Origin of the sequence: Streptomyces sp. NPDC008139 (assembly GCF_042957025.1) — a bacterium.
GTDB lineage: Bacteria > Actinomycetota > Actinomycetes > Streptomycetales > Streptomycetaceae > Actinacidiphila.
This window is the reverse complement of sequence record NZ_JBIBHM010000001.1, coordinates 774,247-796,951: the sequence shown is the minus strand read 5'-3', so window position 1 is coordinate 796,951 and position 22,705 is coordinate 774,247. Positions and strand designations below refer to the sequence as shown.

Sequence of the window (22,705 nt, the reverse complement as noted above, 5' to 3'; positions counted from 1 at the left end):
GCCGCGCTCGCCGTCAGGCATCCGCCTCCGCCAGATAGCGGGTGAGCGCCGCCACGACCAGCGCGTGGTCCTCGACCTGCGGGAGGCCGGAGACGGCGACGACCCCGACCACGCCGACTCCCGCCACCCGCAGCGGGAACGCGCCGCCGTGCGCCGCGTACAGGTCGGGGTCGAGCCGCGAGGACTCCTCGAAGCTGCTGCCCTTGGCCCGGAACCGCTCGCCGACCAGCAGCGACGAGGCGTGGTAGCGCTCGACGACCCGGGCCTTACGGGCCAGCCAGGCGTCGTTGTCGGGGGTGGTGCCGTCCAGGGCGTGGTGGAAGAGCTGCTGACCGCCGCGCCGGATGTCGACGGTGACGGCGGCGCCGCCCTCGCGCGCCATCTCGACCAGCAGGGAGCCGAGCCGCCAGGCGTCGTCGTGGGTGAACCGGGGGAACACCAACTCCGCTTCCTGCGCCACGAGTTCGGCGACCCGCTCGCCCCCGGGGGCGGTCACAGCGCCACCGTCCGACCCTGCGCGGCCGAGAGCTTCGCGGCCTCCAGGACGTCCAGGGCGGCGGCGGCCTCCAGCGCCGTGACCGGCGGCGGGGTGCCGTCGCGCAGGGAGGCCAGGACACCGGCGTAGAAGGCGGGGTAGTCGCCGGGCACGGACGGCACCCGGCGCGAGTTGTCGTCGGTGCCGACGGTGCCCCACGAGGACTCCGGCTCCGCGCCCCACGCCGTGCCCTCGCCGGGGCGCAGGCCCTCGCGCAGCGCGGCCTCCTGCGGGTCCAGGCCGTAGGTGACGTAGCCGCCGAGGCTGCCGAGGACGCGGAAGCGCGGCCCGAGTCGGGCGGTGGTGGCGCTCATCCACAGGTGGGAGTGGACGCCGTTGGCGTGGGTGACGGCGATGAACGTGTCGTCGTCCGCGGCGGCGCCGGGCCGCTGGACGTCGGACTCGGCGTAGACCAGGGCGGCCGGGCCGAACAGCGCGAGCGCCTGGTCGACGAGGTGGCTGCCGAGGTCGTACAGCAGGCCGCCGATCTCGGCCGGGTCGCCGGACTCGCGCCAGCCGCCCTTGGGCTGCGGGCGCCACCGCTCGAACCGCGACTCGAAGCGCTGCACCTCGCCCAACTCGCCCTTGTCCAGCAGCCCTTGGAGGGTGAGGAAGTCGCTGTCCCAACGCCGGTTCTGGAAGACCGAGAGCAGCAGGCCGCGGCGCTCGGCGAAGGCGGCCAGTTCGCGCGCCTCGGCCGCGGTGCCCGCGAGCGGCTTGTCCACCACGACCGGCAGCCCGGCGTCCAACGCGGCGGTGGCCAGCGGCACATGGGTGCGGTTGGGGGAGGCCAGGACGATCAGGTCCAGCTCGGACGCGCGCGCCCACAGCTCGTCGGCCGCGGCGGCGAAGCGTACGTCCGGGTGCTCGGCCAGCGCCTGGGCGCGGCGCTCGGGGCTGCCGGTGACGATCGTGTCGAGGACCAGGCCCTCGGTGGCGGCGATCAGCGGGGCGTGGAAGAAGGAGCCGGCCGGGCCGTAGCCGACGAGTCCGACGCGAAGGGGAGTGCCGGGGGTGCTCATGCGCTCCACTTTGGCAACAGTGTTGCCAAAGTGCAAGCGCGCGGGACAATGGCGGGGTGAACCCGTCCGCGCCCGGCGCCAACCTCCCCGCCCTCCGCAGCCACAACGCCGCGCTCGTCCTCGGCCTGCTCCGTACGGCCACGCTGTCGCCCGCCGACGGAGGCATGGACAGCGGGGGTACGAGCAGTGGCGGTACGGGCAGTGGCGGTACGAGCGGTGGCGGTACGAGCGGTGGCGGTACGGACGGCCGCGCGCGGGGCATCAGCCGCCTGGAGCTGGCCGAGCGGACCGGCCTCACCCCCCAGGCGGTCAGCAAGATCACCGCCCGGCTGCGGGCCGAGGGACTGGTCGAGGAGGCCGGGCGGCGCGCCTCCACCGGCGGCAAGCCGCGGACCGAACTGCGGCTCGTCAGCGGCGCCCGGCACGCCATCGGCGTCCACCTCGACGGGGAACGGCTCACCGCCGTCCTCACCGACCTCACCGGTCGTACCGTCGCCGAACGCGAGGCGCCGCTGGACCTCGGCCTGCCCGTGGAGTCCGCGCTCGCCGCGATCGTCCACGAAGTACGGCTCACCGCCGCCCGCGCCCCCGGCGCCGTCCTCGGCGTCGGCGTCGGCATGCGCGGCCCCCTCGACCACCGCACCGGCACCCTCCACCGCGTCACCGGCTTCCCGCACTGGCAGGACGTCCCGCTCCGCGCCCGCCTGGCCGCCGCCCTCGGCCTTCCAGTCGCCCTCGACAAGAACACCAACGCGGCGGCCCTGTCGATCCTGGCCGAGGCCGTCCCGGCGGGGAGCGTCCCGACCGGGGTCGTTCCGGCCGGGACCGGGGAGGTCTCACCGCCCCCGGCCGCCGCCCCCGGCGGGTGGTCCGCCCCGGCCCTCGTCACCGCCCCGGCCCCCGGAGCCGGTCCCGGAGCCGGTGGTCCCGCGTCCGGAGCCGGTGGTCCCGCGACGGAGTTCGACCCGGCCCCCGGCGGCGAGCCGCCGAGGACGGCGGAGTCCGCAGCCGTCCGTCCCCGCCCCGCCGCTGGCGGCCTCCCGGCCTTCGCGTATCTGCACCTCGGGGCCGGGCTCGGTGCAGGGCTGGTGCTGGGCGGGGAGGTGTACCGGGGCGGGCGGACCGGGGCCGGGGAGTTCGGGCACCAAGCGGTGGAGCTGGGAGGGGTGCTGTGCGAGTGCGGCAACCGGGGCTGTCTGGAGGCGCTGTGCCTGGCGGCGGCCGGGCGCGGTGACACCGTGGGCGCGGCCCGGCTGCTGGGCGTCGGGGCGGCGAATCTGGTCGCGCTGCTCGACATCGACCGGGTGGTGCTGGGCGGCAGGACCGTACTGGCCGCGCCCGCCGTCTTCGCGGAGCAGGTCGCGGCCGTGCTGGCCGAGCGCGGCCGGAGCGTGCCCGTGGGATTCGCCGCGGCGGGCCCCCGCGCGGTGGCAGAGGGTGCCGCCCTGCTCGTCCTGGCGCCGCTCTTCGGAAATGTCCTCACCCACGCCTGACGCGTCCCCGCCCGCCTGTGAGCAGGGCTCCGGGACCGGGCACCCCGTCCGGTCTGCGAGGATCGGGCAATGGCCGACGCAGATCCGCAGAGCCCGATCCGGGCGGGCGTCCCGGAGCACGGACGGGTGCCGAAGTGCTTCGCCGTCAAGACCCGCCTCGAAGTCGTGCTCGACGAACTGGGCGAGGGCGGACTGCTGCCCACGGAGCGGGAGTTGGCGGCCCGCTTCGAGGTGGCGCGGGAGACCGTACGGCAGGCGCTGCGGGAACTGCTGATCCAGGGCCGGGTGCGCAGCAGGGGCCGCGGCACCGTCGTGGCCGGGCCGAAGCTGGAACAGCCGCTGTCCACCGACAGCTACACCGAGGGCGTACGGCGGCAGGGCCGCGTCCCCGGCCGTCATCTGATCGCCCTGGAACGGCTGCCCGCCGACCCCGGTCTCGCCGCCGAACTGCGGCTCGCGCCCGGCGACCCGGTGTGGCACATGGAGCGCGTGCTGCTCGCCGACGAGGAGCGGGTCGGCCTGGAGAGCACGTATCTCGCGGTGGCCCGACTGCCGCACCTGGAAAGGGACTTCGCGCCCGACACCTCCTTCTACGCCTTCCTGCGCGAGCGGATCGGCGTCGAGCCGGTCTCGGTGGACGAGCGGATCGAGACGGTGCGCAGCAGCAGCGCGTGGCCATCGCCCGCGCGCCGGCGATCAGGCCGGCGGGTGCTGCTGCCCTCGCTCACCGCCGCCGCCGGACTCTGCTTCGCCCTGTCATGGGGGAGTTGAGCGCGACGATGATGCTCTACCCGCCCGACTGGCTGCCGCTGCCGGTCCAGATCTACGGCGCGACGAACCGCGGGTCGCTCTAGGACATCTTCTTCCCGGCCGCCGACGCCTCGGGCAAGCCGACCACCTTCGCGCTGCCGTACGCGGCCGGCCTGGTGAAGAACGCGCCGCACGAGGACGCGGCCAAGAGGCTGCTCGACTACTTCCTGACCGCCGAGGTCCAGCAGGAGGTCTCCTCGATCGGCGGCGGCTTCGCGGCCCGCACCGACGTGACCGCGACCGACGCCAACGCCGCCAAGCTCAAGCAGATCATGTCGGGCGTGGACGTCTTCACCCCCGACCGGTCAGACATCGACGCCCACCTGACCGACTACGTGGACGCGTGGAAGACCACCACCGGAAGCTGACTCCTGGCCGAGCGGTAGGTCGCCGATTGGCCGGCCGTCGGCTGACCGGGGGACCGCCGTGACGCGGCGGCCGACCAGCACGCGAGACGGCCGGGACGGGTGCCATCGGCCCCGGCTACGCTGGTGAGTGAAGCCGTGGGCTGAAGCCGTGCGCGGAAGCCGCGAGCGGATGCCCTGAGCGGATGCCCTGAGCGCGAGCTGTGCGAGGAACAGGAGAGCGGAACCCGTGTCGACACGCAGGCCCATCGAGTCGTGGCTCACCGACATGGACGGGGTGCTGATCCATGAGGGCACGCCCATCCCGGGCGCCGACGCCTTCATCAAGGGGCTGAAGGAGTCCGGCAAGCCCTTCCTGGTGCTCACCAACAACTCCATCTACACCCCGCGCGACCTGCACGCCCGGCTGACCCGCATGGGCCTCGACGTGCCGGTCGAGAACATCTGGACGTCCGCGCTGGCCACCGCCAAGTTCCTGGACGACCAGCGCCCCGGCGGCACCGCGTACGTGATCGGCGAGGCGGGGCTGACCACCGCCCTGCACGATGTCGGCTACATCCTCACCGACACCGACCCGGACTACGTCGTCCTCGGCGAGACCCGCACCTACAGCTTCGAGGCGCTCACCAAGGCGATCCGGCTGATCAACAACGGCGCCCGCTTCATCGGCACCAACCCCGACGAGACCGGGCCGTCCCCCGAGGGCGTGCTGCCCGCGACCGGCTCGGTGGCCGCGCTGATCACCAAGGCCACCGGCAAGGACCCCTACTTCGTGGGCAAGCCCAACCCGCTGATGATGCGCGCCGGGCTCAACGCGATAGGCGCGCACAGCGAGACCAGCGCGATGATCGGCGACCGGATGGACACCGACGTGCTGGCCGGCCTGGAGTCCGGCATGACCACGTTCCTGGTGCTGACCGGACTCACCAGGCCCGCCGACATCGACCGCCACCCCTTCCGCCCCTCGCGCGTCGTCAACTCGATCGCGGACCTCGTGTCGGAGATCTGAGTCCCGGCGCGCAGCCGCCGGAGCCCCGGCCCGCAGCCCCCAGAGCCCCAGCGCGCAGCCGCCGGAGCCCCGGCCCGCGGCCCCCAGAGCCAGCCCCCGAGCCGGAGCGCGGGTGCCAGAGCCCCGGGTCCTGGAAAGCCGAGCCGACACACCGATCCGTCACTCTCCGTAGAGCATCCCTCACCCTGATGGACGAGTGAGACGCCCCTCGGGGTGCGGGCGGCGGCCGTCGCAGGGATGTTCGTAAGCACCGGGCGCGAGTCCCCGCTCCCGGACGAGCGGAGGTCTCCATGTTCGGTCTGAAACTGCCCGTCATCGCCGCAGCCGGTGCCGTCGGAGTGTTCGCGCTCGGTGGCGCGTCAGGGCTGCCCAGCCAGGCCATCGCCGACTCGGGCGGAGGGGGATCGTCCTCTTCCTCCTCGTCGTCGTCCTCGTCCTCGTCGTCCAGCTCCTCGGACTCGATGGACGTGTCGCCCACCAGCGTGGCGCCGGGTGGTGTCGTGAGCCTGCACCTGGAGACCTCCTGCAAGTCCGGCGCCAAGGCCCGCGCCAGCGCCGAGGTCTTCGTGGACACCGTCACCCTCGCCCCGGCGAGCGACGGCTCCCACTCGCTGGAAGGCACCGCGTTCATCAAGTCCGACGCGGTCGACGGCTCTTACGAGATCTCCGTCGAGTGCAACGGCGCCTCCAGCTCCGCGTCCGCGTCCGTGACGGTCACCGGTGCCAGCACCTCGCTGCCGATCGCGCCCGTCCCCGCGGGCGGCGGCGGTACCGCGCAGCTCGCGGCCGGGCCCGGCACGGCCGGTTCCAACACCAGCGCGCTGCTGGTCACCGGCGGCTTCGCGGTCGTCGGCCTGGCGGGTCTCGTGATCCACCGGCGCCGCAGCTCCGACCGCGGCTGACCGGCATGGCGGAAGGGGCGGAGGCCGCGGGCGGCGGCGAGGACGGTCCACGGCCCGACAACAGGACCTGGACGACCGCGGCCGTCGCCCTCGTGCTGCTCGCGGCCTGGCTGTTCGGGCACGACGGCGGCGGCAGCGGTACGGAGGCCACCCCCGGCGGCCGGGCGCTGGCCGCCGCCGCTGCCGACCGCCCGCGCGAGGTCTACGCCCCCCACCTGCCGATGCCCGCCTCCACGCCGCTGCGCATCGACATCGCCTCGATCGGGTTGCACGCCAAGCTCGTCGGCCGCGGCCTGAAGGACGGCGCGGTCGACCCGCCGCCGTACGCCACCCCGGACGTCGCGGGCTGGTACCGCGACGGACCGTCGCCGGGAACGGCCGGCGCGGCGCTCATCGTCGGCCACGTCGACACCGAGACCCGCGCGGCCGTCTTCTACGGGCTGAGCACAGTGGAGCCGGGCGCGCTGGTCGAGGTGACCCGCGCGGACGGCACGGTCGCCGAATTCTCCGTCGAGGGCGTCGAGGTGGTGGAGAAGGACCACTTCGACGCCAACCGCGTGTACGGGTCCTCCGGCCGCCCGGAACTGCGGTTGATCACCTGCGGCGGCTCCTTCGACAAGGAGAAGCAGGCGTACTCGGCGAACGTCGTGGTCTTCGCGGCGCTGACCGGCAACCGCACGACCTGACGCACGGGGTACGGCCCGAGGCGCATGCGCCTGACGCACGGACGGCCCGACGCACGTACGGCCCGGCATGCGTCGGGTCGACGCACGGACGGCCCGGCATGCGGACGGCCTGATGTGCGTGTCGAGACCCGCACCCCTCCCGGGGTGCGTACCGCGCCCGGCCGGTGGCTCGCCTCCCCCGCGAAGCCGCCCGGCCGGGCGCTCCTCACCCTCGGGCGCCTGGACTGCGGGAGGCGTCCGGCGCGGCCGGGGGAGTGGGGGGAACCGTAGGGGCGTGGGGCAGTTGGGTCCTGAAGCGGATGAGCACGGCGCCGTCCACCGCGTGGTGCACCTGGACCCCGTCGATCGTCACCGGGTGGGCCGCGGCCTCGGCGAGCCGTCTGCACAGGTCCCTGGCCTCGTCGCGGGCCGGTTCCGGCACCGGCTCCGCGCCGTCGCCGGGCAGCCCGTGGTCGTAGCCGTAGTCGGTGACCGCGACCGCGCAGTGCCCGCCGTCCACGCCCAGGGTGACGCGGTAGCGCCGGGCCGGGCTGTGGGCGACCAGGTAGGCGCACGCCAGTGAGGTGGCGTCGGTGATCAGGGCGCCGATCGCGCCGTACGGGCCGCCGAGCGTGTCGAGGGCGGCGCGGGTCATACGGGCCGCCAGTTCGACGCTGCCGGGCAGGCGGCCGACGGAGAAGGTCCAGGACACGTCGAGCGCCGGGCGGTCGGCTTCGCGTGGGGGGAGGTACGCGGATGCCGCGAGCTTGACCATGGGCAAACCAAGTCCTGGCGTCGTCGGGCCGTGCCTGAGCGGACGGGAGAGTACGGGTCCGTGCGCCGCGGCCGGGGTCACGGGCCGCGAAGTGCCCCACACCCTAGAACACCGAACTCCCCCGCACCAGAGGGAATATGACGGTTGGTTACACGTTCCCTACGCAATGCGACGTCACCGGTCGTGACACCGGCGGCGTCACCGGCCGGGGCCCTCGCGCAGCTCCGCCGCGTCCACCGTGCTGTCGAGCAGGCCCTGCGCCAGATCGGACAGCCGGATGCGGCGCGTCCTGGCGTGGCTGCGCAGCGCGGTGAAGGCGGCGTCCACGCTCACCTGCCAGCGCTCGGCGAGCAGCCCCTTGGCCTGCTCGACCAGGACCCGGCTCTCCAGCGCGGACTGGAGCTGGTCGGCGAGCTGTTCGCGCTGCCGTCTGACCCGGCGCTGGAGCACCCCGATGGTGGTGACGTCGGCGAGCGCCTGGGTCAGCTCGGCGTAGCCGTCGGGGAGCGGGCCTGACGCCGTACGGAACAGCGTCAGGGCGCCGATGGTCTCCTCGCGCCAGCGCATGGGGACGGCGAGGACGGCGCCGTAGCCCGCGGCCAGCGCGGCCCCGGTGAAATCGGGCCAGCGGCCCGCCGCCGCGCCCAGCACGTCGGCGCGCACCGGCGCGCCCACGCGGTGGCACTCCCGGCCGGGGCCCTCGGCGGCGACCAGCGCCCGTACGGCCTCGTCCGTGACCGCGACCACCTCCGGCTCCGCGCTCCCGCGCGATTCCGCCACCAGCAGCAGCCCGGCCGCCGCCGCCCCGAGCACCCCGACACACCGCCCGACCAGCACGTCCCCGACCGCGCCGCCCCCGTCGAGCGTGTCGGCCACGGCCACGAAGGCCGCCCCGAGCGCGGCGGCGTACGGCTCGGGCGCCGGAGAGTCGGAGGGAGCGCCGGGCCGGACCCCGGAAGGGCCGCTTGTAGCGGGACCGTTCGGGGCGGCGCCGTTCGGGGCGGGGCCGTTCGAGGCGGGGCCGCTCGTGGCGGGACCCTTCGTGGGAGGGCCGGAAGGAACACCTGGCGCGCTGTGGCTCATTCTCGCTGCTCCCCGTTCGTGCCCGGCCCCCGTTGCCGGACTCGCAGCCGAGTATCCGCCGTCGGGTCGGCGCGGCGCCTCCGCCGTAGGTCGGAGACGGCGGAGTAGCGCGGGGCCCGCGGGGCGAGCGGGAACGCGGAGTCCGTCATACCTTGGCAATCGGTGTGCTCCTCCCGAGCACCGAGCACCGAGCACCGAGCACCCAGAGCCGAAGACCTGAGAACGACCACCGCGAGCCCGCCAACCCAGCGCCGACGACCGAGAACCGGAAACCACCACGTCCCACGGTCCGCCCGAGGAGGTCCGGATGCCCGTGCCCGATCCGCAGGCCGAGGCACTGCGCCCTGCGCCGCCCGCGAGCGCCGCGCCCGACCGGGTGGAGGAGTCGCGGGCCACCGGCACACCGCAGGGCCTCAAGGCCGCGCTGACCGAGCTGCTGGGCGCCGACAAGGTCCTCACCGGCGTCTCCGACCTCGTGCGCTACGCCTCCGACGCCAGCCCGTACCGCTTCGTGCCGCAGGCCGTCGTGCTGCCCGAGAGCGCGCAGGACGTCGTCAGGCTGCTGGCCTACGCCCGCCGCGAGCGCCGCCACCTGGTCTTCAGAGCCGCGGGCACCAGCCTGAACGGCCAGGCGCAGGGCGAGGACATCCTGGTGGACGTGCGCCGCCACTTCAGCGGCGTCGAGGTCGAGGCCGACGGCGCGCGGGCCCGTATCCTGCCCGGCACCGTCCTCGCGCGGGCCAACGCCACCCTGGCCCGGCACGGCCGGATGCTCGGCCCCGACCCGGCCAGCGCCGTCGCGTGCACGGTCGGCGGAGTCGTCGCCAACAACGCGTCCGGGATGGCCGCGGGCACCAGCCGCACCTCGTACCGCACCGTCACCTCGATGACCGTCGTCCTGCCGTCGGGCACCCTCGTGGACACCGGCGACCCCGACGCCGACGCGGCGCTGGCCGCCGCCGAGCCCGAGCTGTGCCAGGGCCTGCTCGACCTGCGGGACGAGATCGAGGCCGACGAGGAGCTGACCGCCAGGATCCGCGCGAAGCACGCGATCAAGAACACCAACGGCTACCGGCTCGACGCCTTCCTCGACGCCGAGACGCCCGCGCAGATCCTGCGCGGTCTGATGGTCGGCTCGCAGGGCACCCTCGGCTTCGTCGCCGAGGCCGTCTTCGAGACGCTGCCGATACGCGAGGCGGCCACCGCCGCCCTGCTGTTCTTCCCGACGCTGCCCGCCGCCGCCGCGGCCGTGCCGCTGTTCAACCAGGCGGGGGCCGAGGCCGTCGAGCTGATGGACGGCAACACCTTGCGGGCCGCCGTGGGCGTGCCCGAGGTGCCCGGCGAGTGGGCCGTGCTGCCGCGCGAGACGACCGCGCTGCTGGTGGAGTTCCGGGCCGCCGACGACACGGAGCTGGCCGCGTACGAGCGGGCCGCCGTCCGGGTCTGCGACGACCTCGGCCTGGTCACGCCCGTACCGTCCGCGGACAACGCCTTCACCCGCGACCCGGCGCGGATCGCCGACCTGTGGCGGATTCGCAAAGCCTTCGTCACGGCCGTCGGGAGCGCCCGCCCGTCGGGCACCACGCTGATCACCGAGGATTTCGCCGTACCGCCGGAGCTGCTCGCCGACGCCTGCGCCGAGCTGCTGGAACTCCAGGAGCGGCACGGCTTCGACGCGGCCGTCGCGGGCCACGCCGCGCACGGCAATCTGCACTTCCTGCTGACCTTCGACGCGGCCGACCCCGCCGACGTGGAGCGCTACGCCGCCTTCATGGACGACTTCTGCCACACCGTCGTCGAGCGCTTCGACGGCTCGCTGAAGGCCGAGCACGGCACCGGCCGCAACATCGCGCCCTTCCTCGAACTGGAGTGGGGCGCGAAGGCCACCGCCCTGATGTGGCGGGTCAAGCGGCTGCTCGACCCGGACGGCGTCCTCGCCCCCGGCGTCGTCCTCGACCTGGACCCGCGCGGCCACCTGCGCGGCCTCAAGACGATCCCGGCCATCGAGGCCGTCGCCGACGCCTGCATCGAGTGCGGCTTCTGCGAGCCCACCTGCCCCAGCCGCGACCTGACCACCACCCCCAGGCAGCGGATCGTGCTGCGCCGCGAGATGCTCCGCCAGCCGTCCGGCTCCCCGGTCCTCCAGGCGCTCCTGGACGCGTACGGATACGACGCCGTCGACACCTGCGCGGGCGACTCCACCTGCGCGCTGGCCTGCCCGGTCGGCATCGACACCGGCGCGATGATGCGGGACTTCCGGCACGCAGGGCACTCCCGTACCGAGGAGCGGGTCGCCGCCTCCGTCGCCACCCACTGGAAGGCCGCGGAACGCGCCGCCCGCGCCGCCGTGGCCGCCGCCGACGCGGTACGCGACCGGGTCGGCGACCGCCCGCTGACCGCGGGCACCGGCCTGGCCCGCAGAGCCGTACGCCCGGACCTGATACCCGAATGGCTCCCCGAGATCCCCGGCGCCGCCCCCCGGCTGCCCCGGACCGAGAAGGACGGCGCGACCGCCGTGTACTACCCGGCCTGCGTCAACCGCGTCTTCGGCGTCCCGGCCACCCGGTACGGCTCGCTGCCGCAGGCCGTCGTCAGCGTCTCCGCGCGGGCCGGCCGCCCGGTGTGGATCCCGGACGACGTGACGGGCACCTGCTGCGCCACCATCTGGCACTCCAAGGGCTACCTGGCGGGCAACGCGGTGATGGCCAACCGGATCGTGGAGGCGGCCTGGCTGTGGACCGGCGGCGGACGGCTGCCGATCGTGGTCGACGCCAGCTCCTGCACGCTCGGCCTGGCCCGCGACGTCGTGCCGTACCTCACCGACGCCAACCGTGAGCTGCACGGCGAGCTGACCGTCATCGACTCCGTCGTCTGGGCCGCCGAGCACCTGCTGCCGCGGCTGACGGTCACCGACACCGTCGCGTCCGCCGTCCTGCACCCGACCTGCTCGATGCGGCACCTCGGCGACACCGGCGCGCTGGAGACCGTCGCGCGGGCCTGCGCCCGCGAGGTCGTCGTACCCGACGACGCGGGCTGCTGCGCCTTCGCGGGCGACCGCGGGATGCTGCACGAGGAGCTGACCGAGGCCGCGACGCGCCCCGAGGCCGAGGAGGTCGCGGCGCGCGGCTACGACGCCTATCTGTCGGCGAACCGGATGTGCGAGCTGGGTATGGAACACGCCACGGGCGAGGCGTACGAGTCGGTGCTGATCGCGCTGGACCGCGCGACACGCGGTCTGCCGGTCACCCACGCGGCGCCCGCGCCGGACGCCCGGGACACGACGACAGCGGTCACACCGGATTGAGCGGCGGGTCCTGCGGGTGGGCCGGCAGGGGCCGTTGCTGGGGCGCGAGCAGCAGCAGGACCACGTCGTCGGTGAGCGAACCGCCCGCGTGCTTCAGCAGATCGCTGTAGACCCGCTCCACGGCGTCGTCCAGGTCGTACGAGGCACCGGCCACCAGTCGGCCGACCCGCTCGGCCAGCGGGTAGAAGGAGTTGTCCCGAGGGCTGCGCGCCTCGATCACCCCGTCGGTGCACAGCACCAGCACGTCGCCCGGCATGAGCGGCACCCGCCACGGGGTGGGCCCGTCGGCCACCATGTCGGCCAGGCCCAGCGGCAGCCACGGCTCGTTCGGGTACAGCGTCTCCACCTCGCCGTCCCGCGAGACGCGCAGCGGCGGCACATGGCCGTAGTGCAGCAGTTCCACGCTGTCCGGCTTGTCGAACTGCGCGAACAGCGCCGTGATGAAGTCCCCGCCGGTCACATGCCGGCCCACGCTGGTGTCCACCCGCCGGGCCACCCGGTCGAGTCCGCCCTCGTCGAACGCGGCCTCGCGGAAGGCGCCGAGCACCACCGCCGAGGTCTGCACCGCGCCCAGGCCCTTGCCGCGCACGTCGCCGATCAGCGCCCGAACGCCGTACGGGGTGTCGAGCACCGCGTACAGGTCGCCGCCGATCTGCGCCGCGTCGGCCGCCGACACGTACCGCACGGCCAGTTGGATACCGCCCACGCGCGGGGCGGGCGGGCGCATCAGGGCGTGCTGGGCCGCCTCGGCGACGGAGGTGATGGCGCTGAACGCCTTCGCGCCGGTCTCGCGGCGCCAGGCGATGTAGACGCTGAAGAGGGTGACGGCGCTGTAGGCGAAGATCTGGCCGAAGAGCAGGTCGTGGTCGGGCAGTTCGGTGATGCCGTCGTAGGGGGCGAGCGCGCCCTGGACGGCCAGGCCCAGCACGCCGATGAACAGGGTCCTCCGCCAGTTGACGGTGATCGCGGCCAGGGGCGGCGCGGCGACGATGCCGGGCGTGATGAAGTTGTCCCGGCCCGCCGCGAGATCGGCGACCACGACCAGCGCGATCACCAGCAAGGGGAGCGACATACCCATACGAGACAGGTATTCGTCCTCCACGTGCTGGAGGGCCCTGACCACCCGGACATCCTTCACACGGTGAACCTATCTGGCCTTTCCGGCCGGGTCAGCCGCTCGTCCAACTCGTCAAGGACCAGCCGGTCGCCGTCCACCTGGCCCGTGCGGTACGCCGCGCGGCCCACGATATGAGCCGCGACCGGCACAGTCATCAGCTGAAACGTGCCAATCAGTACCAGCGTTCCCAGATCCACCCAGGAACGCAACCGCAGGGCGACCCCGAGCAGCACCAACAGCAGCCCGAGCACCTGCGGCTTGGTCGCCGCGTGCATACGGGTGAGGGTGTCGGGCAGCTTCAGCAGCCCGACCCCGGCCACGAAGCTCAGCCCCGCGCCGAGCAGCAGGCACACCGCCGCGGCCCAGTCGCCCACCGCGGTCCAGCTCATCCGCCCGTCTCCTCACCGCCGGCGCCCGTACCCTCCCGGCCGTCGTCCCTTTTCGGCCGCTCGGTCCGCTCAGCCCCCTCGGGCTCCACCGGCCCCCCTGGCTCCCCTGGCCGCCCTGCCCCCGCTGGCTCTTGCCCGCCCGGCCGCTCCGGGGGCTCCGCGCCGCGCACCGCGATGAAGCGGGCGCTGGCCACCGAGCCGGTGAAGCCGAGGAAGGCCAGGACCAGCAGCACCGGCAGGGTGTACGGGGTGCGCGCCTCGGCGGCCCGCGCGCCGAGTCCGGCCACCACGACCGCCAGCAGCGCGTCCACCGCCACCGCCCGGTCCAGCATCGAGGGGCCGCGCGCCAGCCGGACGAAGACCATCACGCCGGAGGCGACCAGCAGGGCGAGCACCACCCCCGTCACCCAGTTCACGGCGCACCCGTACCCGGTTCGGGGGCCGTCAGGTCCGCGATCTCCGCGCGGGTGCCGAACGCCCGTACCACCAACTGCTCCAGGCGTCTGACCTCGGCGCGGGCCTGGTCCGTGCCCGCGCTGTCGGAGCCCATGACGTGGACGAAGAGCGTGCCGGTGGAGCGCTGGATCTCCAGTACGGCGCTGCCCGGCACCGCGCAGACCGCCACGGCCGTCGCGGTCAGCATCAAGTCGCTGCGGGAGCGCAGCGGTACGGCGAGCACCGCGCAGGGCAGCGGCGACGGGGTGAGGATCTGCCAGACCGTACGCAGCCCGGCCACCGTCAGATCGGCCAGGAAGTAGGCGGCGAAGCGGACCAGGCCCACCGGATGCAGCCGCAGTTCGAGTTCGAGCGGCGGGAGGGGGAAGGCCAGGCAGAGCACGACGCCGACGGCCAGGCCGGTCAGCACATTGCCCGCGGTGACCTTTCCCCACAGCAGCACCCAGACCACGGCCAGCCAGAGCACCAGCGGCCACTGGATTCTCCGCAGGGTACGCACCCGCCGAATGCTCGCAGACCGGACACGTGTGACGCGCCTACGACACGGGTGTCACGTTCCGGCCGTTGTGTTGCGCCGGGTGAACGTTCTGCGACAGCAGTGAGTACAGGGGTGGCTGGGATGGTTGGGGCTCCTTAGGGTCGCCGTGTACCTGCCATTCGGCCGCCGCCACCCGCCCCGCGGCGGCGGCCACTTGGCACCTGCCGCTTGTCGTTCACCGTGCTGGAGGACCCCTGTGCGTAAGAGAGTCATCGCGTCCACTGCCGCCGCCCTCGGCCTGCTGCTGGCGATCCCGGCGGCCGCTGCCGACACGGGCCCGGGCGCGCCCGGCATCGGCGACCCGTACTACCCGACCTACGGGAACGGCGGCTACGACGTCTCCCACTACGACCTGAACCTCGACTACCAGCCCAGTACCGACCTGCTGTCGGGCACCGCCGTCATCACGGCGACCGCCACCCAGGGGCTGACCAGCTTCGACCTGGACTTCGCGCTGACCGTCAGCCGGGTCACCGTCGACGGGAAGCCCGCCGCCTTCGCCACCAGCGGCGAGCAGGAACTGGTCATCACCCCCGCCAGGCCCATCGCCAAGGGCCACCGGATCACCGTCGCCGTCACGTACTCGGGCGTCCCCTCCACCGTGAAGCGCTACGGCTTCACGTCCTGGCAGCGCACTCCGGACGGCGCGGTCGCCGCCAACGAACCCGAATCCGCGTGGTGGTGGTTCCCCAGCAACGACCACCCGGCCGACAAGGCCACCTACGACGTGCGCGTCAAGGTCCCCGACGGCGACCAGGCGATCAGCAACGGGCTGCTGGTCTCCCAGAAGTCCGAGGGCGGCCGGACCAGCTACCACTGGCGCGAGACCAAGCCGCAGGCGACGTACCTCACCACGCTGGCCGTCGGCCACTTCGACATCACGCACAGCCGCACCCGCACCGGCGTCCCGGTCATCAACGCGTACAGCGCCGACCTTCCCGCCGCCACCGCCGCCAACGCCCGCGCCAGCGTGGAGCGGACCGCCGAGATCGTCGACTTCCTCAGCGGCTGGTTCGGCCCCTACCCCTTCGACGCGGCCGGCGGCTACGTGCCCAACGTGACCTCGCACTTCGCGCTCGAAGCGCAGACCCGCGTCTTCTACAGCCCCAGCTCCTTCGCCACCAAGGCCAACACCAACGTCGTCTCGCACGAACTGGCCCACCAGTGGTGGGGCGACGACGTGTCGCTGGAACGCTGGTCCGACATCTGGCTCAACGAGGGCTTCGCCAGCTACGCCCAGTTCCTGTGGGCCGAGCACGAGGGCACCGGCACCCCGCAGCAGCTCGCCCGGGACATCTACGACGCGCACCCCGCCGACGACCCGTTCTGGACGGTCAAGCCGGGCGACCCCGGCCCCGACAACCAGTTCGACGACGCCGTCTACGACCGCGGCGCCGTCGCCATCCAGGCGCTCCGCGACACCATCGGCGACCGCGACTTCCGCACCCTGCTCAAGGCGTGGCCCGCCCTGCACCGCTACGGCAACGCCACCATCGCCGACTTCCAGCGGCTCGCGGAGCGGATCTCCGGGCAGCACCTCGGCGCCTTCTTCCAGACCTGGCTCTACACCGCCGCCAAGCCCGCCGTCTTCCCCTCGGCGCCGTGAGGCACCATTGACCGGTGAATACGCCGACGGGTGAGACGAGTGAGCTGCGGGCCGACTGCGGCAACTGCTTCGGGCTGTGCTGCGTGGCCCTCGCCTTCACCCGCTCCGTGGACTTCGCCGCGGACAAGGCCGCCGGGGAGCCCTGCGGGCACCTCGGCGGCGACCATCGCTGCGGCATCCACCGCGAACTGCGGGGCCGCGGCTACCGGGGCTGCACCGTCTACGACTGCTTCGGCGCGGGCCAGAAGCTCTCCCGGATCACCTTCGGCGGGCAGGACTGGCGCGACGCCGCCGACGGGGGGCGGTCGATGTTCGCGCTGCTGCCGGTCGTCCGGCAGCTCCACGAACTCCTCCGTTACCTCGGCGAGACGCTGGCGCTGCCTTCCGCCCGGCCCGTGCACGCCGCCGCCGAAGTGGCTGCCGCCCGGATCTCGCAGCTCACCCTCGGCACGCCCGAGGCCCTGCTCGCCCTCGACGTCGCCGCCGAGCGCGCGCCCGTCAACGAGATCCTGCTGCGCGCCAGCGCCCTGGCCCGCGCGGGCACCCCCGGCCGCGACCGCCGCGGCGCCGACCTCATCGGCCGCGGGTTCCGCGGGGCGGACCTGCGCGGCACCGACTTCCGCGGGGCCTATCTGATCGCCGCCGACCTGCGGCGGGCCGACCTGCGCCTCGCCGATCTCATCGGCGCCGATCTCCGCGACGCCGATCTGCGCGGGGCGGATCTGCGCGGGGCGCTCTTCCTCACCCAGCCCCAACTCACCGCCGCCCGCGGCGACTCCACCACCGTCCTTTCGCCAAGTGGCCCGCCCCGCCCCTCCCACTGGACCTGACGCCCAGGACGCTTCCTTCAGCGGAGGCGCTGAGCCGATCTTCTAGGGGGCTGGGAGGCCCCCAGCGCCCCTAAAAACCAGGCCCTGCGTCAGGCAGCCGACCGGGGTCGCGTCCCTGAAAGCCAGGGCCCTGCGCAAAGGAACCGACCGGGGGTGGGGCCGGGAGAGCGCGGACCGCAGGTCAGTGGCGGAGGACCGCCGAGACGTACGGGGTTCGGGACAGGAGCTCGCTCGCAGAGCGATCGGCGAGGCCGGTGAGGGGCCCGGCCAGGACGGTGAACGACAGACCGAGCGCGACCATGGCGCAGGTGGCGAGAAGCATCGGCGCGGGGAGGGCCGCCGTGGTGGTGATGGGCCGCCCGCTGAGGGACGCGGCGTGGGGGGCCCCGGCGGGCAGCGGCACGGCGGTCGCCCCGGAGTCCTCCCCGGGCGACGGCGGCACGGGGGCCGGCCCCGGGTCACCCTCCTCCGCGGCAGCGGAGTCCTCGTCGGATTCGAGGACGGTGCCGTCCTCGCACAGATCGGGCGGGGCGGCACGCCAAAAGGCCAGGTTCCAGACCTTGGCCAACGCGTACAGCGTCAGCAGGCTGGTGACGATGCCGCCCGCGACCAGGACGTACGCCCAGCCGCCCCCGTTGGCGATGCCGGCGCGCAGCAGGCCGAGTTTGCCGAGGAAACCGGACAGCGGCGGAATACCGGCGAGGTTCATGGCGGGGACGAAGAAGACGACGGCGAGCAGCGGCGAGATCCGGGCCAGGCCGCCCAGCCGCAGCAGATCCGTCGTGCCGCCGCGCCGTTCGATCAGCCCCGCGACGAGGAAGAGCGTGGTCTGCACGGTGATGTGGTGGGCCACGTAGAAGACGGAGCCCGCGATGCCGCCGCGTGAGGCGAGCGCGATACCGAAGACCATGTACCCGATGTGGCTGACGAGCGTGAAGGACAGCAGCCGCTTGAGGTCGGTCTGGGCGACCGCGCCCAGGATGCCGATCACCATCGACAGCAGGGCGACCAGCATCAGCGGGTCGGCGAGCCGCCCGCCGGGGAACAGCAGCGTCTGGGTCCGCAGTATCGAGTAGACGCCGACCTTGGTGAGCAGACCGGCGAAGACGGCGGTGACCGGCGCGGGCGCGGTCGGGTACGAGTCCGGCAGCCACGCCGCCAGCGGGAAGACGGCGGCCTTGATGCCGAAGACGGTCAGCAGCGCCAGTTGCAGCACCAGCCGTACGCCGGAGGGCAGTTCCGCCAGCCGCCCGGCGAGCAGCGCCAGATTCACCGTCCCGGCCGCCGCGTAGACCATCCCGATCGCGACGAGGAACAGCACCGACGACAGCAGCGACACCACCACGTACGTGGCGCCCGCCCGCATGCGGGCCGCCGTACCGCCGAGCGTCAACAGCACATAGCTGCTGGTCAGCATGATCTCGAAGCCGACGTAGAGGTTGAACAGGTCACCCGCGAGGAAGGTGTCGCAGACCCCGGCGACCAGGATCAGATACGCCGGGTGGAAGACGGACAGCGGTGTCGCCGCGTCCTGGTCGGCCATGCCCTGGCCGATCGAGTAGATCAGCACGCACAGCGTGACCGCGGCCGACACCACCAGCATCAGCCCGGACAGCCGGTCGGCGACCAGCGTGATGCCGACCGACGCGGGCCAGGTGCCGGTGTGCATGACCTGCGGCCCGTCCCGGTCGGCGGCCACCAGCAGGGCGAGCGACGCGCCGAGCACCGCGCACAGCACGCCCGCGCTGATGAACCGCTGCGTGCGCGGCAGCCGTTGGCCGATCGCCAGCTTCACCCCGGCCGCGAGCAGCGGCAGCGCCACCGGCAGCGGCAGCAGGTCGGACGCGGTCACCGGTCGGCCCCCAGTACGTGGTCCCAGACCTCGTCGTCGAGGTCCTCGGTCTCCTCCGCGCGGGCCTGCCGCACCCGGTCCGCCCGCAGCACGGCCCGCAACTCCGCCCGCGTGCCCTCGTGTTCGGCGCGCAGCGCGATCCGGATGTCCTCGACGTCGTCCTGCACGTCGTCGTTCCCCGACAACTGCCAACTCCGGTACGCCATCGCCAGCAGGAAAGCCGTCAGCGCCAGCGTGATGACGATCGCGGTGAGCGCCATCGCCTGCGGCAGCGGGTCGGTGACGTCCTTCGGGTCGGTGCCCGGATACAGCAGCGGCGGCTTCCCCGCCTTGCCCGACGTGGCGAGCACCAGCAGATTCGCCCCGTTGCCGAGCAGCACCGCGCCCAGCAGGATCCGGGTCAGCGGTCTGGACGTCAGCAGCGCGGTGCCGCAGCCGAACAGCACACCGCCCACCGCGATGAGCGCGATCGTCGCCTTCACGTGACCTCCCTCTCCCCGCGGCCGTCCCGTTCGATCTGGAGGTCGATCTCGGCGCCCAGGCCGCGCAGCACGTCCAGGACGACGCCGAGCACCAGCAGGTAGACCCCGAAGTCGAAGAGCACCGGGCTGGCCAGATGGATCGAGCCGAACAGCGGCAGCCGGGCGTGGTAGGTGCCCGCGTCGAGCACCGCGCGGCCGAACACCAACCCGCCCAGGCCCGTACCGACCGACACGACCAGGCCCGCGCCCAGCAGGAAACCGGCGTCCACCGGGGCCGCGGCGGCCAACTCGTACCGCCCGCCCGCCAGATAGCGCACCACCAGCGCCAGGCCCGCGACGAGCCCGGCCGTGAAGCCGCCGCCGGGCAGATTCTCCGCGCAGAACAGCAGGTAGAGGGAGAGCACCAGGATCGGGTGGAAGGTCAGCCGGGCCACCACCTCGAAGACCACCGAGCGGCGCTCCTCCGCGAGGGTGCCGCTCGCGGACAGCCAGGTCCGCTCGGGGGCCAGTGACGCCGGGCCCGGTGCCTCGCGCGGCCCCGCCCGCCATACGGTGCCCGGCTCCTCGACGTCAGCGGCCCGTGGCAGCGAGCCCGCGCGGCGGCGCAGGAACAGCAGACTCGTCACGCCGACCGCGGCGACCGCCAGCACCGCGGACTCGCCCATCGTGTCCCAGGCGCGCAGATCCACCAGGATCGTCGCCACCACGTTCTTCACGCCGTCGTGCTCGGTCGCCTCGATCAGCGCTGCGCGGGCGTCGCTCGCCCGGCGGGCCGCCGCCGTCAGATACGTCAGGCCCGCGACGAGGGCGCCCGCAGCAGCGCCCACCGCGTAGTTCGCCGCGCGGCGGCGCGGGGCGGTGCGCGGGAAGCGCGCCGGGAGGCGGCGCAGCACCAGCACGAACACCACGATGCTGGCCGTCTCCACGGTGAACTGCGTCAGGGCCAGGTCGGGGGCGCCCTGGAGGACGAACAGCACCGCCGTGCCGTACCCCGTGGTGCCCGCCAGCACCACCGCCTTCATCCGCAGCCGGGCCGTCACGCACAACACCGCCGCCGCCGTCACCGCGACCGCCACGGCGGCCTGCGCCGCGTCGTCCGCCAGGCGGGGGCCGCCGCCGGGGGTGTGCCAGGGGGCGTCGTGGACCAGGGCGTACGACTCGGCGCCGGTGAACACGAGGAGGGCGGTGGTCAAGTAGACCGCGAGCGAGCCGCGTTGCACCGTGCCGGTGAGCTGGAGGGCGAACCATTCGGTGCCGCGGATCATGCGGGCGAAGGCCGCTTCGGCGGTGGGGAGGGCCGTTTTCCGGGCGAGTCGGATCAGGGGGGTGTTCGCCGCGAAGAGGGCTGCGCCCAGGGCCCAGGCGACCAGGGACAGGGCCAGGGGGGTGCCCCAGCCGTGCCACAGCGCCAGGTGGTACGGCGTGGCGCCGTCCGCTTCCGGTACGGAGTGGGCGTACTGCCCGAGCAGCGGTTCGAGGTGTGTGACGTAGGGGCCGAGGACCGTCCCGGCGAGTGCCAGCGTTCCTACGGGCACCGCCTTCTCCCAGCCCTTCAGGTGTGCGCTTGCCGTGTGTGCGCGGGTTGTGTGTGCGCTTGCCGTGTGTGCGCGGGTCGGTCCCGGGCCGGGGTACCTCCTCGAGCTGCGTGCTGCCTGCTCCTGCGCATCCGTCGCCGCCCTGTCGGCACGCAAATCTGCGGGGGCACCCCGGCCCGTCCCCTCCGGTCCGTCGGCGGCTGCGGGGGGATGGTCGGCAGGGGGTTCCGGTGTGTCGGGGGCTGCGGGGGGATGGTGGTCCGTCGGGCCTTGCGGTCGGGGCGCGGTTGCGGGGGGATGGTCGGCAGGGGGCTCCGGTGTGTCGGGGGCTGCGGGGGGATGGTGGTCCGTCGGGCCTTGCGGTCGGGGCGCGGCTGCGGGGGGATGGTCGGCAGGGGGTTCCGGTGTGTCGGGGGCTGCGGGGGGATGGTCGGCAGGGGCCTTCGCCGCGGCTCTTTCTCCGAAGGCGCCCCACAGGAAGCGCAGGGTGTACGCGACGGTCAGGGCGGAGCCGAGGACGGACAGGGACAGGGGGAGGGGGGTCAGGGCGTCGAAGGCGGCTTCTTTGGCGGGGAAGCCGAGGAAGGGGGGGAGGCCGGTCATGGAGGCGGCGGCGAGGGTGGCGGCGGCGCACAGGAGGGGGGAGGTGCGGGCCAGGCCCGACAGGCGGCGGATGTCGCGGGTGCCGGTGGTCTGGTCGACGGCGCCGACGACGAGGAAGAGGGCGGCCTTGAAGAGGGCGTGGGCGAACAGGAGGGTGACTCCGGCGAGAGCGGCGTTGTGGGAGCCGGTGCCCACCAGGGCGGTGAGGAAGCCGAGTTGGCTGACGGTGCCGTGGGCGAGGATCCGTTTGAGGTCGAATTCGCGCAGGGCGCGCCATCCGCCGAGGAGCATGGTGGCCAGGCCGAGGCCGACGGTGAGGGCGCGCCAGGGGCCGACCGGGGCGAAGGCGGGGGAGAGGCGGGCGACGAGATAGACGCCGGCCTTCACCATGGCCGCCGCGTGCAGGTAGGCGCTGACGGGGGTGGGCGCGGCCATCGCGCCGGGCAGCCACAGGCTGAAGGGCCACACGGCGGACTTGGACAGGGCGCCCGCGAGGACCAGGACGAGGGCGACGCGTACGGCGGGACCGGTGGCGGGTGGGTGGGCGATCAGCGCGGACAGGCGGTAGGTGCCGGCGCTGTGGCCGAGCATGAGCAGCCCGACGAGCATGGCGAGGCCGCCCGCGGTGGTGACGACCAGGGCCTGGAGGGCGGAGCGCCGGTTGGCCTTCTTCTCGGCGCTGTGGCCGATCAGCAGGAAGGACAGGACGGTGGTCAGTTCCCAGAAGACGTACAGGATCATCAGGTCGTCGGCGAGGACGAGGCCGAGCATGGCGCCCGCGAAGGCGGTCAGGGTGCCCGCGAAACCGCCGAGTCCCGGCTCGTCGTCGCGGAAGTACCCGGCGCAGTAGACCAGGACGAGGGCGCCGACGCCGCCCGCGAGGACGGCGAGCAGCAGGCTCAGCGCGTCGAGGCGCAGCGCGATCTCCAGGTCGAGGGCGGGCGCCCAGTGCCAGGTCTGTTCGCGGACCCGGCCGTCGGCGACCGCGTTCCACTGGAGGGCTGCCCAGACGGCGGTCGCGGCGGGTGCGGCGGCGAGCACGAGGAAGGCCCGGCGGCCCCACCACCGCGTGAACACCCCCGCGAAACCCGCCAGCACGAAATGACCCACGATCAGCCCCAGCACGGGCCGACCTTCCTCCGCCCGTCCCGCCCCGTACGCCTGCCGCGCCCGCCGCCGCCCAGGACCACCCGTGCGGAGCACACCGGCGGGCACACGGAGAAGGCCCTCCGCTCGCGCGGAGGGCCTTCTGGGCAAGTGCGCCGCCAGGGACTCGAACCCCGGACCCGCTGATTAAGAGTCAGCTGCTCTAACCAACTGAGCTAGCGGCGCTT

20 protein-coding genes and 1 tRNA gene are annotated in these 22,705 nt (G+C 73.8%); 9 read left to right on the top strand and 12 right to left on the bottom strand.

The window, feature by feature from the left end:
• Window positions 1-13 precede the first annotated feature (13 nt).
• Window positions 14-496, bottom strand: coding sequence for a heme-degrading domain-containing protein (locus ACFZBB_RS03345; protein ID WP_391117262.1), 483 nt, complete (start codon window positions 494-496; stop codon window positions 14-16).
• Entirely contained in the window at window positions 493-1,557 is a 1,065-nt protein-coding gene (locus tag ACFZBB_RS03340; protein ID WP_391117260.1) for a Gfo/Idh/MocA family oxidoreductase, read from the bottom strand. The genes ACFZBB_RS03345 and ACFZBB_RS03340 overlap by 4 nt, the downstream gene beginning before the upstream one ends.
• Before the next feature lie 56 nt (window positions 1,558-1,613).
• Between ACFZBB_RS03340 and ACFZBB_RS03335 the strand changes: the two genes are divergently transcribed.
• From ACFZBB_RS03335 to ACFZBB_RS03310, 6 genes are all read left to right on the top strand, one after another.
• Window positions 1,614-3,050: an ROK family protein gene (locus ACFZBB_RS03335; RefSeq protein WP_391117257.1), complete on the top strand. Its 1,437-nt coding sequence runs from the start codon at window positions 1,614-1,616 to the stop codon at window positions 3,048-3,050.
• A 69-nt stretch (window positions 3,051-3,119) separates the two neighbouring features.
• The gene (locus tag ACFZBB_RS03330) at window positions 3,120-3,821 is read left to right on the top strand and encodes a UTRA domain-containing protein (protein ID WP_391117254.1); all 702 of its coding nucleotides are present in this window, start codon (window positions 3,120-3,122) and stop codon (window positions 3,819-3,821) included.
• Window positions 3,822-3,976: 155 nt separating this feature from the next.
• Entirely contained in the window at window positions 3,977-4,228 is a 252-nt protein-coding gene (locus ACFZBB_RS03325; RefSeq protein WP_391117252.1) for a hypothetical protein, read from the top strand.
• A 226-nt stretch (window positions 4,229-4,454) separates the two neighbouring features.
• Window positions 4,455-5,234 (top strand): HAD-IIA family hydrolase, encoded by a 780-nt coding sequence (locus tag ACFZBB_RS03320; protein WP_391117250.1) that lies wholly within the window; start codon window positions 4,455-4,457, stop codon window positions 5,232-5,234.
• 290 nt (window positions 5,235-5,524) lie between these two features.
• Complete coding sequence (locus tag ACFZBB_RS03315; RefSeq protein ID WP_391117247.1) at window positions 5,525-6,136, top strand: hypothetical protein; 612 nt, start codon at window positions 5,525-5,527, stop codon at window positions 6,134-6,136.
• Window positions 6,137-6,141: 5 nt separating this feature from the next.
• Window positions 6,142-6,822 (top strand): class F sortase, encoded by a 681-nt coding sequence (locus ACFZBB_RS03310; protein WP_188283612.1) that lies wholly within the window; start codon window positions 6,142-6,144, stop codon window positions 6,820-6,822.
• A 205-nt stretch (window positions 6,823-7,027) separates the two neighbouring features.
• On the opposite strand, the gene ACFZBB_RS03305 is transcribed toward ACFZBB_RS03310, so the two are convergent.
• Both ACFZBB_RS03305 and ACFZBB_RS03300 read right to left on the bottom strand, forming a co-directional pair.
• A complete protein-coding gene (locus ACFZBB_RS03305; RefSeq protein WP_391117245.1) occupies window positions 7,028-7,576 on the bottom strand; it encodes a hypothetical protein in 549 nt (182 codons plus the stop codon).
• Between the two features lie 198 nt (window positions 7,577-7,774).
• A complete protein-coding gene (locus ACFZBB_RS03300; protein WP_391117242.1) occupies window positions 7,775-8,458 on the bottom strand; it encodes an ANTAR domain-containing protein in 684 nt (227 codons plus the stop codon).
• A gap of 508 nt (window positions 8,459-8,966) precedes the next feature.
• Here ACFZBB_RS03300 and ACFZBB_RS03295 point away from each other — a divergent pair.
• The gene (locus ACFZBB_RS03295; RefSeq protein WP_391117240.1) at window positions 8,967-11,963 is read left to right on the top strand and encodes an FAD-linked oxidase C-terminal domain-containing protein; all 2,997 of its coding nucleotides are present in this window, start codon (window positions 8,967-8,969) and stop codon (window positions 11,961-11,963) included.
• Here ACFZBB_RS03295 and ACFZBB_RS03290 read toward each other — a convergent pair.
• Genes ACFZBB_RS03290 through ACFZBB_RS03275 form a run of 4 tightly spaced genes read right to left on the bottom strand, consistent with a single transcriptional unit; the run spans window position 11,950 to window position 14,424 of the window.
• The gene (locus tag ACFZBB_RS03290; protein WP_391117238.1) at window positions 11,950-13,101 is read right to left on the bottom strand and encodes a SpoIIE family protein phosphatase; all 1,152 of its coding nucleotides are present in this window, start codon (window positions 13,099-13,101) and stop codon (window positions 11,950-11,952) included. The genes ACFZBB_RS03295 and ACFZBB_RS03290 overlap by 14 nt on opposite strands.
• Complete coding sequence (gene mnhG, locus ACFZBB_RS03285) at window positions 13,098-13,469, bottom strand: monovalent cation/H(+) antiporter subunit G (protein WP_355343185.1); 372 nt, start codon at window positions 13,467-13,469, stop codon at window positions 13,098-13,100. The genes ACFZBB_RS03290 and mnhG overlap by 4 nt, the downstream gene beginning before the upstream one ends.
• Window positions 13,466-13,885 carry a monovalent cation/H+ antiporter complex subunit F gene (locus ACFZBB_RS03280; RefSeq protein ID WP_391117236.1) on the bottom strand — a complete coding sequence of 140 codons (420 nt, stop codon included), beginning with the start codon at window positions 13,883-13,885 and terminating at the stop codon, window positions 13,466-13,468. The genes mnhG and ACFZBB_RS03280 overlap by 4 nt, the downstream gene beginning before the upstream one ends.
• Window positions 13,882-14,424 carry a Na+/H+ antiporter subunit E gene (locus ACFZBB_RS03275; RefSeq protein WP_355343191.1) on the bottom strand — a complete coding sequence of 181 codons (543 nt, stop codon included), beginning with the start codon at window positions 14,422-14,424 and terminating at the stop codon, window positions 13,882-13,884. The genes ACFZBB_RS03280 and ACFZBB_RS03275 overlap by 4 nt, the downstream gene beginning before the upstream one ends.
• Before the next feature lie 235 nt (window positions 14,425-14,659).
• Here ACFZBB_RS03275 and ACFZBB_RS03270 point away from each other — a divergent pair, with 235 nt between their 5' ends.
• Together ACFZBB_RS03270 and ACFZBB_RS03265 are read left to right on the top strand one after the other, a co-directional pair.
• Window positions 14,660-16,069: a M1 family aminopeptidase gene (locus ACFZBB_RS03270; protein ID WP_391117233.1), complete on the top strand. Its 1,410-nt coding sequence runs from the start codon at window positions 14,660-14,662 to the stop codon at window positions 16,067-16,069.
• Window positions 16,070-16,083: 14 nt separating this feature from the next.
• On the top strand, window positions 16,084-16,899 hold the full coding sequence (locus ACFZBB_RS03265) for a pentapeptide repeat-containing protein (protein WP_391117231.1): 816 nt from the start codon (window positions 16,084-16,086) through the stop codon (window positions 16,897-16,899).
• Window positions 16,900-17,080: 181 nt separating this feature from the next.
• Here ACFZBB_RS03265 and ACFZBB_RS03260 read toward each other — a convergent pair whose 3' ends face one another.
• From ACFZBB_RS03260 to ACFZBB_RS03245, 4 genes are all read right to left on the bottom strand, one after another.
• Entirely contained in the window at window positions 17,081-18,751 is a 1,671-nt protein-coding gene (locus tag ACFZBB_RS03260; RefSeq protein WP_391117229.1) for a Na+/H+ antiporter subunit D, read from the bottom strand.
• Window positions 18,748-19,233 carry a Na(+)/H(+) antiporter subunit C gene (locus tag ACFZBB_RS03255; RefSeq protein WP_391117227.1) on the bottom strand — a complete coding sequence of 162 codons (486 nt, stop codon included), beginning with the start codon at window positions 19,231-19,233 and terminating at the stop codon, window positions 18,748-18,750. Before ACFZBB_RS03255 ends, ACFZBB_RS03260 begins: the two co-directional genes overlap by 4 nt.
• Window positions 19,230-22,496 (bottom strand): hydrogen gas-evolving membrane-bound hydrogenase subunit E, encoded by a 3,267-nt coding sequence (gene mbhE, locus ACFZBB_RS03250; RefSeq protein ID WP_391117225.1) that lies wholly within the window; start codon window positions 22,494-22,496, stop codon window positions 19,230-19,232. Before mbhE ends, ACFZBB_RS03255 begins: the two co-directional genes overlap by 4 nt.
• Before the next feature lie 133 nt (window positions 22,497-22,629).
• Window positions 22,630-22,703 (bottom strand) — tRNA-Lys (locus ACFZBB_RS03245).
• Window positions 22,704-22,705 lie beyond the last annotated feature (2 nt).

Bases quoted from the DNA above. Each gene is read 5' to 3' on its own strand.
- ACFZBB_RS03310 (WP_188283612.1), top strand. From the start codon at position 6,142: ATGGCGGAAGGGGCGGAGGCCGCGGGCGGCGGCGAGGACGGTCCACGG.
- ACFZBB_RS03315 (WP_391117247.1), top strand. From the start codon at position 5,525: ATGTTCGGTCTGAAACTGCCCGTCATCGCCGCAGCCGGTGCCGTCGGA.
- ACFZBB_RS03330 (WP_391117254.1), top strand. From the start codon at position 3,120: ATGGCCGACGCAGATCCGCAGAGCCCGATCCGGGCGGGCGTCCCGGAG.
- ACFZBB_RS03340 (WP_391117260.1), bottom strand. From the start codon at position 1,557: ATGAGCACCCCCGGCACTCCCCTTCGCGTCGGACTCGTCGGCTACGGC.
- mnhG (WP_355343185.1), bottom strand. From the start codon at position 13,469: ATGAGCTGGACCGCGGTGGGCGACTGGGCCGCGGCGGTGTGCCTGCTG.
- ACFZBB_RS03305 (WP_391117245.1), bottom strand. From the start codon at position 7,576: ATGGTCAAGCTCGCGGCATCCGCGTACCTCCCCCCACGCGAAGCCGAC.
- ACFZBB_RS03295 (WP_391117240.1), top strand. From the start codon at position 8,967: ATGCCCGTGCCCGATCCGCAGGCCGAGGCACTGCGCCCTGCGCCGCCC.